This is a genomic window from Granulicella sp. dw_53 (assembly GCF_018449545.1).
GTDB lineage: Bacteria > Acidobacteriota > Terriglobia > Terriglobales > Acidobacteriaceae > Edaphobacter.
The window spans coordinates 61655-77358 of the sequence record NZ_JAAVUR010000007.1; the positions used below are offsets into that span (position 1 = coordinate 61655).

The window sequence follows — 15704 nt, forward strand, 5'->3', positions numbered from 1 at the left end:
TGCACTGGGCGCCACTTCACGTTCGTCATTGAGTGCCGCGCAGATCGACCGCATCCTGGAACAAAAGCCCGAAGTCATGATCGAGCTTAAGTCCATGGTGGCCGATCAACTGACTCAGCAAGGAGTAAATACACAAGCTGATTCAATCAGCGATGAGATGTTGTATCACCTGATCGCTACAAACGCAGACCTCCGGGCGAACATCACATTGTGGCTTCGTTCTCGTGGATTTGTAACAGAAGAAGACATTCGGCGTTCGACGACGGAAATCGATAGTCGGTCTGAGGACAACGAAAGTCAGTCTACTTCGGCCTCCCCCTTCGACAGGTTGAGGGATGCATCTGATGCCGGCTTAGCGCTTGATGGGTCTTCTTCCTTGATTCCTCCGTCCTCCGATGCTGCATCCGGGGCGCTAGCCGGCAATACGCCCCAACCTGGGGGGGCTCAGAATGGTAGTCCCAATACTCCCTCCAACAGAAGGCAGCGCAATATCACGGACGAGCCCGATGTTTTGCGAGTTCCCACGCCGTACAACCTACGCTCATTGCGAGATCTTTATACGCAGATTCCGCAGGAGGGAGCTCCACTCAGACGGTTTGGTTCGGATGTATTCCTCAACCGCAACGGTGGACTCTCTGCAGGAGGTGGCTCTGGCTCGCACACGATGTCGATCGATCTGCCCGTAGGGCCGGACTACGTGCTCGGCTCTGGAGACGGACTCACGATCAATCTCTCGGGTGGCGTCTCGCAAAATCTAACTCGCGTCATCGACCGCGAGGGCAAAGTTGCGCTGCCAGAGGCAGGGACGCTGGTCGTGGCAGGTCTCACCCTTCAGCATGCGCAGGGCGTCATCGAAAGCGCCCTTAAAGGGCAGTATCGCAATGTACGGGTCGACGTGACCGTTGCGCGATTCCGAACAGTACGTGTCTATGTCGTAGGAGATGTGCAGAGACCAGGAGGATATGACCTCAGCTCGCTTTCTACCCCGCTCAATGGCCTCTACGCCGCGGGTGGCCCAACAAGCGTCGGCTCTCTTCGGATCGTGCGCCACTATCGCGGAAAAGAGTTGATTCGTGAGATCGACCTCTACGATTTTCTGCTGCATGGCGTTCGGCTGGATGACGACCGCCTGCAGTCCGGCGACACATTGCTCATACCTCCGGCTGGCCCTCAGGTCGCAGTGTCCGGAATGGTGAAGCGCCCGGCGATCTACGAACTGAAAGGGGAATCGTCGCTTACAGAGGTGCTGGATGACGCGGGTGGAACGACTGTTGCGGCTGCACTTCAACACATCACAGTCGAGCGGATTCAGCCCAACCAACAGCGTGAGTCAGTGAGTGTGGAGCTGCCCGCAGCTGCTACAGCTCAATCGACGCTTGCTGCAATCGCCGCCTTTAAGGTCAAGGATGGCGACCGCGTCCATGTCGCTCCTATTCTTCCTTACAGCGATCGCGTGGTTTATGTCGAAGGCCATGTGGTGCGTCCGGGGAGGTACCCTTACCGCGAAGGAATGCAGGTCAGCGACATCCTTCATTCGTACCAGGACCTATTGCCGGAACCAGCGGCCAGAGGCAATATCGTGCGGCTGGTGCCTCCCGATCTTCATCCCGAGACGATTCCGTTTGATGTTCCGGATATGTTGATTGGAAATGGCAACCTCGCACTTCAACCTTTCGATACGATACGCATCCTGGGTCGGTACGAGACAGATTCTCCGCAGGTTTCGATCCGCGGGGAGGTGTTGAAGCCAGGGAAGTATTCGTTGTCTCAAGGCATGACTGCGTCACAACTGGTGAAGATGGCGGGCGGGTTTAAACGCGATGCGTTGGTAGAGAGCGCAGACCTTACAAGCTATACGATTCAAGACAAAAAGAAGGTTGTTAGTGAGCGGGCGTCGATCAACATCGCGGACGCCATGAAGGGCCGCCTAGACTCTGACGTGCAGCTGAAAGCTGGTGACGTGCTAACGATCCATCAGATTTCGGGCTGGAAGGACATTGGCGCCTCGGTCGTTCTTGACGGCGAGGTGACATACCCAGGAAGCTATGGCCTGCAAGAAGGAGAGCGGCTAAGTTCGGTGTTGCGGAGGGCTGGAGGTTTTCGCACTACGGCGTATCCTGCCGGCGCCGTTCTGGTGCGTGTCCAGGTAAGAGAGTTGGAGGAAAAGAGCCGGTCGGAGCTCATCAACCAGATTGAGACGGCCTCTGCGTCGGCACGACTTTCACCTAACCTTACGGGACAGAGTCAGTCAGGAACACTGCAAGCAGTAAGTCAGCAACGCAACGAAGTGCTGCAACGTTTGAAGAGTCAGCCAGCCAGCGGGCGCTTGGTAATTCGTGTCAGTGCGGATATTGAAAGTTGGGAGAACACCGCGGCCGACATCGAAATGCGGAGTGGTGATGTGTTGACTGTGCCGAAGCGTCCTGGGTTCGTCCTGGTCAGTGGCCAGGTCTATAACCCATCCGCGATCACGTACGTCCCAGGCAAGGATGCCGCATGGTATCTGCGCCGCGCTGGTGGAACCAACGATATTGCTAATCGAAAGGAAATCTTTATTGTTCGAGCCAACGGCCTGGTCGTAGGCAGGAGATCTGGCGAATGGTATGGAGGCGGCGTGCTTTCGACCAAACTCGATCCGGGAGACGTAATCGTCATTCCGCAAAAGATCATTGGGGACTCACTGTTCTGGAGAAATCTACTTACAGTAGCCCAAATAACTTCTTCTATCGCAATTACGGCAGCCGTAGCCGGGATTATCTAACTTCACGATGTGCAGGTACATGATGGTTTTTCTCTCACTCTTCGGATTGCTGCAAGGCCAGGCGCAGACGCGCGCAAGCCAATCCGCGTCGGAGAGGAGCGATCCAGTTCCAGCGAACATGGCATCGACTTATGTACCGATTGAGAGTTGGGTATATGCGGCGATCGAACGTCTGGTTCTGGCCGGGTATGTGCAGACGGCGTTTGAAAGTCTGCGGCCGTGGACCCGCATGGATTGCGCACGTCTGATTGAAGAGGCCAAAGAGCAGGGAATGGACACCGATGTGACCGAAACCACTCTTCAATTGCTGAAAGCGTTGGAGATGGAGTTTGCTCCTGAGCTTCGGCGGCTAGATGGTGAACACAACCGGGAGTTTAAGATTCAATCGCTCGATGTTCGTAGCACTACGATTGCCGGTGCTCCTTTGACTGACGGGTATCACGGCGCACAGACGATTACGAATGACTATGGACGTCCCTATGGCAGGGGCGAAAATGTGTACACCGGAGTCTCGTTGCGAGCGACTGCAGGCCCGTTCTCAGCGTTTTTGCGCACCGAACTGCAGCGGGCAGCTTCCGCCCCGACGGCTCCAGCGTCCGTAGATGCGAGTATTGCAGCCGCAGATTTCACGCCGACTGCAGCGGCAGGGCCGGCTTCGGGGTTCAGTCGAGGTCGCATCGTCGAGGGGTATGTGTCGTTTGCCTTTCATGACAATCAGTTCTCGTTTGGAAAGCAAAGCTTATGGTGGGGACCAGGACGTGGTGGTCCGCTGTTGTTCAGCACTAACGCGGAACCTATAACCATGTTTCGTTACGATCGGATACGGCCATTCGAATTACCTGGAATTGGACGTTGGCTTGGTCCTATCCGTCTCCAGGCGTTTGCCGGGCGGCTCTCAGGACAGCAGTTTGTCCGTGTTGGCGACCGAGTGATCGGACAATCGGGCGTCGCGCTCCGGGATCAACCGTTTATCCATGGCCAGAAGCTCTCGCTCAAGCCCACTCCTAATTTTGAATTCAGCGTCTCGCGCACGGTGATCTTTGCTGGCGCCGGGGCGCCCCTTACTACACATAGCGTACTTCGCAGTCTCTTTTCCCCCGGCAACACGGACACTACCGCTGATCCGGGAGATCGTCGCTCCGCCGTAGATATTCAGTACCGTCTACCGAAGCTGCGGAACTGGCTCACCGCCTATGTCGATACGTTTACAGATGACGAACCATTTCCGTTGAACTATCCGACGGAGAGCGCCTGGTCGCCAGGATTGTATCTTTCGCATGTGCCGAAACTTCCGAACGTAGACCTTCGGGTAGAAGGATTTTTGACCCCGCATCGCGATCTATTTCCAGGTTTCTACTACTTTAATGTGCATTACCTAAGTGGTTACACCAACCAGCGTCAGTTAATAGGGAGCTGGATCGGTCGTGAAGCGAATGGGGTGCAGGCGTGGGGAACGTGGTGGCTTTCGCCGCGTTCGTCATTGCAAGCCAGCTTCCGCCATGTCAGTTCGAGCGCGGAGTTTCTTCAAGGCGGAAGCCTTCAGGATGTAAGCCTCACGGCAGATGTTGCATTACGGCCAGAGTGGCAAATGCATGTCGTTGTGCAGGACGAACGTTGGCGCTACCCACTATTTTCTGGAAGTTCGCAACAGAACTTTACAACCACCTTTCAACTTTCATACCGGCCCCGAGGAAACGCTAGTGTCCAGCCTTGAAAACATTCCGATGGTACGGAATATGCGGCCTATAACCCAAGATAACTGGGTGACAAATGCTGGGCTTTTATGGCAGCGTCGCCGGATACTGTTCCGTGTAACAGCAGCGTGCATGGTAGTAAGCGCGTTAGTGGCTTTTACCATTCCCAAGCAGTATGAGTCGACGGCCAGAATCATGCCGCCGGAGCAACCTCTCTCCGGCACTGCGATGTTGGCTGCTTTGGCGAGTCGATCTTTGGGTGGAACGAGTGGGGGAAGTGGAGCCAGTGCATTAGGCGGGTTAGGCAGTCTCGCGGGCAGTCTACTTGGAGGAAGGACCTCGGGCGCGTTGTTTATCGACCTGCTGCACAGCCGGACCGTCAACGATCACGTCATCGATCGGTTCAATCTGCAGCGGCTCTATCATAAGCGGTACCGCATCGACACTGTGAAGTATATGGTCCACCACACCAAGATTGTGGAGGACAAAAAAAGTGGTGTGATCAGTATCACCTTCACGGATACCAACGCGGAGCGCGCTCGCGCTATTACTCAGGGTTATCTCGATGAACTAAACAGCGCCTCCTTGCGTTCCAGTGTCTCCTCGGCACGACGGGAGCGAGAGTTTATAGAGAAGCGATTGGTGGACGTTCAAGCGGAACTGCAAGAAGCGGAACTGGCGTTGAGTCAGTTCTCGAGCGTGAATACGACACTTGATATCAAGGAACAGACACATGCGATGGTCGATGCAGCAGCAAGACTGCAGGCAGAGCTCATCGTCGGTCACTCTGAGGTCGACTCTCTGACACAGATCTACGGAGAGGAGAACGTGCGTGTACGAGCAGCCCGTGCTCGCATCGCTTCTCTGCAAAGTGAGCTGGCTAAATTAAGCGGCAGTAGTGCTGCACCTTCTGAGGATGCTAACAGTGGCATCTCCGACGATAAACGCCTGTATCCATCTCTCCGTCAGATTCCTCGGCTTGCGGTTCCGTATGCGAACCTCTATCGAAAGGTACGCATAGAAGAAACAGTATTTGAGCTCCTCTCTCAACAGTATGAGATAGCGAGACTGGAAGAGGCGAAGGATACTCCTGTTGTGAGCGTGGTTGATCCACCATTGGTGGCTGAGAAAAAATCATTTCCGCCACGATTGCTGGTTATGTTAATCCTGACCGCATTTTCCTTTGCAGCTACCTCAACTTACATTCTGTTGTGCCACCGGTTGAGCTTGATTGCACTGGACGATCCCCGCAGGTTGCTTGCGGAAGAAGTTGGTGCCGGCTTGCGGATGCAATTGCAGAAGGTTCTGCCTGCGAGAGCGAGAAAGAGTGTGTTATGAAGGCACATCTCTCCAATGCGGCTTATGGCGTACTCGACTACGTCGCTTACCCGCTGGGCATGTTGGTAGCGGCTCCAATACTTCTAAGGCATCTTGGATCAGCTCAGTACGGTATTTGGATTGTCGCGACAGCGATGGTGAGTATGGGAGGTATCATTGCCTCCGGCTTTGGCGACGCCAATATCCAATATGTCGCCACCGCTCGAGGTAGAGAGGACCAAAAAGTTCTGCTCGGTGCGGTTCGAAGCATGCTTGGTATCAACCTGGGGCTCGGAACATTAGTGGGCTTGATTTCATGGCTCCTCTCCCACTCGATAGCACGTCATGTGATTCCAGTGGAAAGCGATCTAAGTGCGGCATGCCTCTGGGCCCTGCGAATTGCTTGTTTGATGATGTTTGTGCGCGCAGTGGAGAGCGTCTGCATCAGCACGCAGAGAGCGTTTGAACGTTATGGCACGGCAGTAAGAATTAGCATTCTTGCACGGTTGCTGTCGCTGGTCGTAGGAGTGGCACTTACCTATCGAGGCTTTGGTGTCGTAAGCATCATGTGTGCGACCGGCGTTTTGATGTTGCTCGGAACCCTTGGGCAATTGGTACGACTTGCCCAACAGCTTAGCGTCACAGTCTTGCTTCCGAAGATCGACCGACAATCGATTCGCGCACTATGGGGATTCGGTGCTTTTAGCTGGCTGCAGGCGGTCTCGGGCGTGATCTTTAGTCAGGCTGACCGTCTCGTGCTGGGTATCTCACTAGGCGCAACGGTAGTGGCTGCCTATGCACTCTGCGTACAGATGGCGCAGCCGATCTATGGGATCATCTCTTCAGGCTTGCACTTCATGTTTCCATACCTCTCGGCTCGACACGCGACGATGACGTCTGTTGAACTTCGAGGTGTCATCCTCAAAGTATTCACCCTCAACCTGGTCGTCGTCTTAGTGGCCACCGTAGCTGTGCTCTTATTAGGCCCGTATTTTCTGCGTGCCTGGATGGGTGAAGTTATTGCAAAAAGCGCCACCGCAGTGCTTTCACCGATTGTTTGGAGCTTCTCCCTCTTGGGCCTTAGTGTGACCGGGTATTACGCGATGCTTGCATTGGGTCGAGTCCAAGTTGTCACCTTGCTGAATATCGCTGGAGGTGCGGCGATGTTGCTCTTGATGGGATTACTTCTACCTTTTATTGGGATTCGCGGAGTCGCCGCCGCACGTCTGATTTACGGAGCGATCACCCTGCTGATGTATGTTCCACTTTTCCGTCTGCTTCGTGGCAGCACGGTCCGAATGCTGGCGGTTACGGGCATCGAGCCAGTCTGTGAGGATGCATGAATACCTACGCGGACACGAGGAACACCCATAGTGAGTTAGCCAACAGGACCGCATCTCTGGGCTTATTGTCCATGATCGTGGCGTGGAGACGAAAGGCAAGAAAAGGTGGCTCCTCGTCATTTTCATTATGGGTAATCGTACCAATCAATCCAATGCTGCGATATGGAGCAGTCGGCGAAGAGGCACACGCATGACTCTATTGCAACGTAGCGCGGTAGTACACGATCATTCCCTCACTACTAACTATGAAGGTCAAGATCGATCTCACCTCAGGGTGGTGGTGGCGATTGTAAGTTCATCGGAGTTCCTCTCGGGAGTTTCGCGCCATGCTGTCAATATGGTTCGCTGTCTCCTTACGCGGACCGAGGTAATCGAAATTCATTTGATCGCCGCGGAATGGCAGTATCAATCTCTGCGAAATGCATTGCCACAGCCAGACCGCAGACTCCATTTGCACATTGTGTCTCTCGGTCGAAGTGCATTGAGCCGCAATCTCTGGTACTACCAGAAGTTGCCAATTCTCGCTGAGCAATTGAAGGCAGACGTGGTGCATCTTGCCTACCCATCACCTTTGAACAAGCACGCCTTCCGCTGCCCTACGATTGTTACGTTGCACGATCTTTACCCCTACGACATTCCGGAGAACTTTGGTTTTCCAAAGGTATTCTTCAACCGTGCCGTGCTTAGGCAATGTCTAGGCGCTGCCGACGCCATCGCCTGTGTCTCTGAAAGCACTTTGCGGCGTCTGGACATTTACTCCCCACAGCACGCCCTGGAAAAAGCTGTGACGATCTACAACTGTGTAGAAGCTGGACCCCCGATAGCGGCTGAAAGTCCATTGCCCAATTGGAATGGGGAGCGCTTTTTGCTGTGCGTGGCGCAACACCGGCGCAACAAGAACATCCCCTTAGTAATTGAGGTCTTTCGACGGCTATTGGCGAAGGGGGATATTGGGCCAACCACGCTGTTGGCAATCATTGGAATTGAGGGGCCAGAGACGGCCCGCATCCACCAAGCGATCGACGATGCGGGTCTGGCGCGGCAGGTCATGCTTTTGCATGGAGTCTCCGATGCGGAACTGCAGTGGTGTTACAGGCACTGCGAACTGCTGCTGTCGGCTTCTGTAACGGAGGGGTTTGGACTTCCAATCGTCGAAGCAATGCTGCAGCACTGTCGTGTGGTGTGCTCCGATATTCCTGCGTTCCGAGAGGTTGGGGGTTCCTATTGCCACTATGTGCCGCTCCACCGTGCGGCAGAGGATGGCTTCGTCGAGGCGATACGGGTCGCGCTCCGAAGCATTAAATTTCGCGCATCGACTACAGAGCGTTTTTCTGCACCCCAAATCGCAGAAGCATATCTGCAGCTTTATTCCGAACTTCGCCTGGCGCCCTTGCGGCCAGTCTTCGCCGCCGTTGCTAGCTGGTCAGGTCTATGGAAAAGGAAAGAGAACAATCATGAGCACATGTAAAGATCATCCGCGGGCGAACGTGCTTGGCATCGGTGTCGATGCCGTTGATATGGAACAAGCTCTTGTAAGAATCGAAGAAGAGCTACAACTGAAGCGTAAGGGTTATGTCTGCCTCGTTGGAGTGCATGGCGTGATGGAGGCACAACGCGATGCCGCTATAGCCAATATCTTCAGGAACGCGGCGCTTGCGTTACCGGATGGAATGCCTACCGTCTGGGTGGGTCGTCATCAAGGACATGTCAACATGGAGCGGGTCGCTGGACCGGACTTAATGCTCGAGGTGATGCGGGGAGAGAGATTCCGTAATGCTACGCATTTCCTCTGCGGAGGTAAGGACGGAGTTGCGGAAGAACTTCGAGAGCAGCTCATGAGCCGGTATCCATTTCTAAAGATCGTTGGTACATACACTCCCCCATTTGGTCCTATGTCTCTCAAGCAAGAAAAAGAGTTCGTCACCATGATTGGCAATGCTCGGCCGAGTATTGTCTGGGTCGGGATCAGCACGCCGAAGCAGGATCGATTTATGAATCATTATCTTCCTCTCCTGGATACGACCCTGATGTTTGGTGTTGGTGCGGCATTCGACTTCCATACCGGCCGCATCTCCGATTGCCCGGAGTGGATCAAGCAGGCTGGATTGCAATGGTTTGATCGACTCCTCCAGGATCCACGACACCTCTGGAAACGCTATCTCCGCAACAATCCCGCATTTCTTTTTTACAGTCTTCTACAACTCACTGGACTAAGGTCGTATCCTCTGCAATCGGAGACGGAACGTCGTGCCATGGCGCAGCCTGCAGGATTACTACGCTAATGATCGGGGCCGCATCTCGAAGGACATTTCTGGAGAGCACGATCTTTTTGATGCTGTGCGCCTTTCTGCTCGGATACACTCTCCCTCGGGCCTGGAGAACTTTAAATACGGATTTTCCAAACTACTATCTCGCAGCAAGTATTGCGCGCGAAGGGACTGATCCTTCTCGGGCTTACGAGTGGATCTGGCTGCAACGTGAGAAGGACCACCGCGAGATCGACCAACGCATCGTAGGGCTCGTTCCGATTACTCCGTTTTCTACATTGGTCATGTGGCCTATCGCGTCCCTGAGACCTCTTGCCGCGAAGCATATATGGACTATCTTTAATCTCCTGCTCCTCCCTTTAATTGCGCTGTTATTGCGACGAATAACTCCTCTATCTTTATTGCAGATAGGAATATTGATTCTGGTGAGTTTCTCGCTGCACCGCAATCTACTTTACGGGCAGTATTACATCCTCTTACTTGCTATCTTGACCGCGGCATGTTGGGCGGCACAGCGTGGATATTCTTGGATTGCGGGTGCCCTTGTCGGTCTGGGTGCTGCTGTAAAAATTTTCCCAGTTCTTTTTGTTCTCTACTTCCTGCGGAAAAAAGACTGGAAATCACTGTGTGCCTGCCTTTTGGCGATTGTTGCTTCCTTGGTGATCTCAATTTCCGTCTTTGGGTGGAACTTACACCGCACCTACTTACTTCAGGTCCTTCCCTGGACTCTGCGCGGCGATTGTCTGGATCCTTACAACCTCGCCAGTTCTTCGATCTCAAGCTTGTTTCATCGCCTCTTCATCTATGAGCCGCAATGGAATCCACATCCGGCGATCCATGCGCCGATACTCTTTGCGATTCTGTATCCCTTAGCGCAACTGTTGATACTGGTTCCCATCTTTTGGTGCCTTGACCGCAACGACCGGTCGCCTGCGCGGATCTCGTTGGAGTGGTCCGCCCTCTTGGTCGCATCGTTGACGATCTCCCCGCTGCCAGCGTCGTACCACTTCACGGTATTCATTTTGCCCATAGCCGTTCTTTTCGGCAAGCTGCTGCAGGAGAAAAGGTCTGTTGCCGCGATGGCTGTAGCCCTGTTATATCTGGCAATCGGCTATCCCGGGTGGAACACAGCATCGAGCGATGGATGGTCTGCGCTATTACATGTTCCAAGACTTTATGTGCTAATTCTGATGACGTCTGCTTATTTCTATCTGCTAAAAGGCACACAACATGCTGCAGAGAAACGTAAATACTGGTTAGTCGGAGGCGCTGCCGTGTATGCACTCAGCGCCCTAATCGGAGTGCGTCATCAGCGCGGTCTCTTCGACGACTACGCCTATCGATTGCCGATGTCACAACAGACTCTTCTTGTGGCGCAGCCTGTAACAGAGGAAGGATCGATCCGATTCATTACCCTCTCCTCTGATGGATACCACGTAGCGAAGTTAAGCGATGTAGGGCTTCGCGGCATAGAGAGATCCAAAGATCTATCCACCGATCAACTCGCTTTTGCAGTAGGCCCTGCCGAAACCTGGACTGAGACAGTTTCGAAGAGATCCGTACTACAGTCTTCCATCGGCGGTGCCAAGGCCATCGAAGACGCAGAGTCTCCCGCAGTGACGCATGATGGCCTCACGATCGCATTTTTGCGAACGGTAGATGGACGGAAACAACTCTTTCTTCGGGACATGAAAGATGGAAACCGACCCGATCGACAGATGACTCGTTCGTCCTTTGGAAATCTTCATGAGGTGGCCTTTCATCCCAATGGGTCAATATTTTTTTCGGCAACCCCGAACCATGGACGGCCAGGGATATACACAATGGGGGACGATGGACAAATCCATCCTCTCTCTCTCGGGGAGGCCCGGTATCCTGCAATCTCCCCAGACGGCCACTGGCTCGCTTACAGTAGCTTTCAATCTGGCAATTGGAATCTTTCTCTGCAAGATCTAAGTAACGGTGCGACTCATCGCATTAGCAAGGTCCCTTGCAATCAGATCCAGCCCGGATGGGAGGCCGATTCAAAGACACTTCTCTACGGGAGCGATTGTGGTCGGGCTCTTTGGTTTACTGCAATCTCCAGGCGCCGGGTAGTGCAATAGAGATGGAATATCAAACATGACGAAACACGGACACTTCGGTGACAACCTGAAAGAGCGGCCCTACCTACACTTGGCATTGACGGGGCACTCTAGCATTTGCAACCGGGCGGGTCGTGATGTCGTCAAGATCGATGTCGTGCGAGCACTAGATGGTCAGTTTGTTCTCCTGGTGAAGAGACCGTTCTCGACAGATAGGAAAGAGAGACGCCAATGACTGACGTTTTTCAGCGCGATTCAAATGCGGGTGCTGTTAAGGAATCGATCGGCAACGTATCAATCCGACATAGCGATGACGATCCCATTTTGAGCAGGGTGGCGCTGCCACTTAGCGCAGTCTTCTATCCTTTGGGATTTGCTGTGGAGATCAGCACGAACACCCAAGTCGTCCTCGATGCAGCAGCGATGAATTGGGGCTCTCTGAGACGCATATATCCAAAGGAAATGCTTAAACTGAAAATCGTTATCGCACCGGGCGGTTCGGAGGTCTGTCCGCCCGCGCCTGTTATACGGGGGCAACGGCACTTACTTTCGATTGTCGCGGATGCCCATAACCAGGCTATCTGCGACCTTCAGGCGGGAGTCGCCTATATGTGGTTGAACGATTCCGCGCTGCACCACCTCGACTATCTCCAACATCACTTTCTTGAAGCTGCCACCCTTGTTCTTATCTCCGGACTTTATGCGACCCCCCTCCACGCAGCTTGTGTGAGCCTCAACGGTCATGGAATGCTTCTATGCGGAGAGTCCGGTGCCGGTAAATCGTCGTTGGCCTATGCCTGCGCGCGAACAGGATGGACCTTTACCTCGGATGACGCGAGCTATCTCTTGCGTAATGGTCTTCGGCCGAAGGCGATCGGAAACTCGCGCCAGGTACGTTTTCGTCCTTCTGCGAAAGATTTGTTTCCTGAGCTTCAGGGACGCGGCATTACGCCCCGCCTCGAAGGAAAGCCATCGATTGAAGTCCCGACCGCTGAATTGCCCCCACTTGTCACAGCGGATGAAGCTACGATCCATTCCATCATCTTCCTCAATCGGCAACAATTTGCCGATGCCGAGTTAATCCCGCTCGACAGAAACACCATCTCAGAGCGCTTTCGGAAAGATCTTTATCCAACGGACTATATCCAGACCCTGCAGGTCGAAGCGCTAGAACAGCTAGCCTCTGCGGCGGCGTTTGAACTCCGTTATTGTGTCCTTGAGGATGCGGTCGAATGTCTTCAAACGTTGGTCAGGAGTACGAGTGACTCCGCCTATATTACTGCAAGCAATGCTACTTAGTGTGAGGGTAGAACTTCGTTAACAGATAAGGTAGTAGCCGAACAAAGAGCCAAATGTTATGCAGAACACGTCCTCCGACGAAATCGGGAGTTTTATTTCGATAGGATTCTCCCGATCCCCCTCTATCCGATCCAGATAGGGAGTTGTCACTTGTTTGTCATTTTGGGGCTTCGGTTGAAAACAGGCTCCATCCTGAGAGAAACTAGAAGGGACGAAGTCCCCTGGGAAGATTTCCCATAACCGTACCCTCGCTGGAGAGATGTCCATGAGCCTGATTCTTGTTATTGAAGATGACCCACGCATCCAGCGTGCGTTACGCCGACAGTTCACCGCAGAAGGCTACGACGTTCATATTGAGGGTGCAGGACCATCAGGTCTTGCCGCCTGCAAGAGTATGCGGCCCGCTGCAACCGTGTTGGATCTTATGTTGCCTGGTCTCTCGGGCCGGAGTGTGTGCAAAGAGATCAAGAGCTGGTGCGCCGATGCTCCGGTAATCGTCTTAAGTGCCGTGACTGAAGTTGCAGACAAGGTGCTGCTTCTTGAGACCGGAGCCGACGATTACATGACGAAGCCCTTCAGTCCGCGGGAGCTTCTCGCGCGCGTGCAGGCTGCGATTCGTCGTACTCGTAAGAAGGTCGGAGATATTCCGCTCGGCTTCGGGGATGTCGCTGTCGACTTCCTTAAAATGGAAATCCATAAAGGTGGCGAGCTAGTGCCCCTTACTGCCCACGAATTCAAACTGCTGCGTTTCTTTTTGGACAATCCGGGGCGCGCCATCGCTCGCGAAGAGTTGCTCAATGACGTATGGGGATTGAACTTTCATCTGACGACGCGTACGGTGGACAATCAGATCTTGAAGCTCCGCCAGAAGCTGGAAGCCGATCCGGCAAATCCGGTGCACTTCCGTACGATCCACGGAGTGGGCTATAAGTTCGTGCCGCAGGTTTGAGGGGCAGGACCCTCCGGAAGAGATTGTGAAGCAATGAAACATTGGCGCGTGCGTACGACCTTAATGGTCTCGCTTCTGGTGGCATCGCTCGGGCTCACAGCCACCTGCCTGTTGATCATTCGTGTGAGTGTCCAGCAGGCGATTCAGACAGATCTTAATTCTGACCTCGAGCATTCGTTAGACACATTTCGAAATATCGCTCGCCAGCGCAACCAGATGTTGGCGCGCGAGGCGGCCTTGCTCGCCGATCTGCCCAGTCTTAAGGCGCTGATGGCAACACAGGACGCGCAGACGATCGAGGACGGAAGCCGGGAGTTCTGGAAGACCAGCGGAAGCGACGTGTTTGCCTTGGTAAGTGCCTCTGGCAAGCTCATGACCTATTCCAATCGAGGGGCAATTCTCGACGATGTTCAGGTGACCCGTGGTCTTCAGGACTGCATGATTGAGCCCGAAACGTCATGCATGGTCGCCTTCGGACGAAGTCTCTATGAGATCTCCATCCAGCCGCTGTACTTCGGCCCTCCGGCGAACGGCACCAGGCTGGGTTATGTCGTCATTGGCTACGCGATCGACCATCAGGTTGCACTCCAAGTGAGTGAAGCGGCTGCCGCCGACGTATCCTTCTTGGTCGATGGCGATGTGTCTGCTTCTACCCTCACTGCAGACCGGTTTGCTGCGTTGAAGGAGCAAAGTCAGTCCCTCGACGCGACGACTGCAGCGCCCCGCAAGATTCAGCTCAATGGAGAGGTCTACATTGCGGCGGCCTCCTCGCTGCCGCCAGCAGGCCAGGGAACGACGAAGCTCGTAGTGCTCAAATCTTACGATCAAGCCAGCGAATATTTGCGTCGCGTGAACCGTTGGGTCGTGGCATTAGGGATCGCCGCGTTGCTCATAGGGCTGTTACTAGCCGCCGCGCTCTCTCGCGCTGTAACACGCCCGTTGGAGATGCTCGTCGCGGGTGCACGGGCGTTGGGCCAAGGGGACTTCAACTATCGCCTGAATATTGAGGGCGCTGCGGAGGTTCGAGAGCTGGCACTGGCCTTCGACCGCATGCGAGGCGAGTTGAAGCGAACGCAGAAAGAGCTCCTTGAGTCCGACCGCCTCGCCACGATCGGCAGAATGGCCAGCTCGGTATCCCACGACCTTCGGCATCACCTCTCCGCGATCTACGCGAACGCCGAGTTCATGAGTCTCGCTCAGACCGGCAAGGATGAACGCGTAGAGCTTCATCTCGAGATTAAGGAAGCTGTACAGAGCATGACGGACCTGATCGAGTCCCTGCTTCTCTTCAGCCAGACCGGTCAGGTACTCAACTTACGTTTCGAGTCGGTCCGGCAGCTTCTGGAACGGGGAATTCATAGCGTCTCTCAACATCCTGATTGTAGGGATGTTGAGATTCAAGCTCCATATCTGGAGTCTGTCGATGCATGGATTGACGGAAAAAAATTAGGTCGCGCTTTCTACAATCTGCTGTTGAACGCTTGCCAGGCAGCCAAGAGTGGAACGGAGCCGCCGAGTGTCACCGTCACCCTCTCCGAGGATGAAGACAAGGTGAGGATCAGCATTCGAGACTCTGGACCAGGAGTTCCGAACTCGATTCGCCGTACCTTATTTCAACCCTTTGTGAGCGCGGGCAAGGAGAACGGTGTCGGGCTAGGGCTGACGCTGGCTCAGCATGTGGCTCAGGAGCATGGCGGTGAGGTAAAGCTGGAAGAGTCGATTCCGGGCCGAACGGTATTCACCATTTTGTTGTATAAACAGGCCTTACAGACATTCGGTGCCCGCCAGGCATCGGCGATCAATGTTATTCAAGAGCAGATAGGCGCTGCCGGCGTTACCGGATATGATCAGCTATGAGCGAATTGGCAGATGGCAACCCATTCCATTTGACGAAATTCACTAGCAGACTTCCTTTTATCCTCAACGTTGCAAGACCCCTTTTAGTTCTGCTCAGCTTTACCACATTGCAGCTTCGACACTGCCTCGCGCA

General features: G+C 54.1%; 10 protein-coding genes. All 10 read left to right on the top strand.

What is annotated here, in order from left to right; all coding sequences use genetic code 11:
- Positions 1-28: 28 nt before the first annotated feature.
- A complete protein-coding gene (locus HB393_RS12280; protein ID WP_255551030.1) occupies positions 29-2761 on the top strand; it encodes an SLBB domain-containing protein in 2733 nt (910 codons plus the stop codon).
- 19 nt (positions 2762-2780) lie between these two features.
- A complete protein-coding gene (locus tag HB393_RS12285; RefSeq protein WP_255551031.1) occupies positions 2781-4475 on the top strand; it encodes a capsule assembly Wzi family protein in 1695 nt (564 codons plus the stop codon).
- The gene (locus tag HB393_RS12290) at positions 4462-5793 is read left to right on the top strand and encodes a Wzz/FepE/Etk N-terminal domain-containing protein (protein WP_345945169.1); all 1332 of its coding nucleotides are present in this window, start codon (positions 4462-4464) and stop codon (positions 5791-5793) included. The genes HB393_RS12285 and HB393_RS12290 overlap by 14 nt, the downstream gene beginning before the upstream one ends.
- Complete coding sequence (locus HB393_RS12295) at positions 5790-7115, top strand: oligosaccharide flippase family protein (protein WP_213805480.1); 1326 nt, start codon at positions 5790-5792, stop codon at positions 7113-7115. The genes HB393_RS12290 and HB393_RS12295 overlap by 4 nt, the downstream gene beginning before the upstream one ends.
- A 190-nt stretch (positions 7116-7305) precedes the next feature.
- Positions 7306-8583: a glycosyltransferase family 1 protein gene (locus HB393_RS12300; RefSeq protein ID WP_213805481.1), complete on the top strand. Its 1278-nt coding sequence runs from the start codon at positions 7306-7308 to the stop codon at positions 8581-8583.
- Positions 8570-9397: a WecB/TagA/CpsF family glycosyltransferase gene (locus tag HB393_RS12305; RefSeq protein WP_213805482.1), complete on the top strand. Its 828-nt coding sequence runs from the start codon at positions 8570-8572 to the stop codon at positions 9395-9397. Before HB393_RS12300 ends, HB393_RS12305 begins: the two co-directional genes overlap by 14 nt.
- Positions 9397-11487 (top strand): glycosyltransferase 87 family protein, encoded by a 2091-nt coding sequence (locus HB393_RS12310; RefSeq protein ID WP_213805483.1) that lies wholly within the window; start codon positions 9397-9399, stop codon positions 11485-11487. The genes HB393_RS12305 and HB393_RS12310 overlap by 1 nt, the downstream gene beginning before the upstream one ends.
- Before the next feature lie 210 nt (positions 11488-11697).
- The gene (locus tag HB393_RS12315; RefSeq protein ID WP_213805484.1) at positions 11698-12765 is read left to right on the top strand and encodes an aldolase; all 1068 of its coding nucleotides are present in this window, start codon (positions 11698-11700) and stop codon (positions 12763-12765) included.
- 265 nt (positions 12766-13030) lie between these two features.
- On the top strand, positions 13031-13714 hold the full coding sequence (locus tag HB393_RS12320; protein ID WP_213805485.1) for a response regulator transcription factor: 684 nt from the start codon (positions 13031-13033) through the stop codon (positions 13712-13714).
- 33 nt (positions 13715-13747) lie between these two features.
- On the top strand, positions 13748-15571 hold the full coding sequence (locus tag HB393_RS12325) for an ATP-binding protein (RefSeq protein ID WP_218623958.1): 1824 nt from the start codon (positions 13748-13750) through the stop codon (positions 15569-15571).
- The last annotated feature ends 133 nt before the right edge of the window (positions 15572-15704 follow it).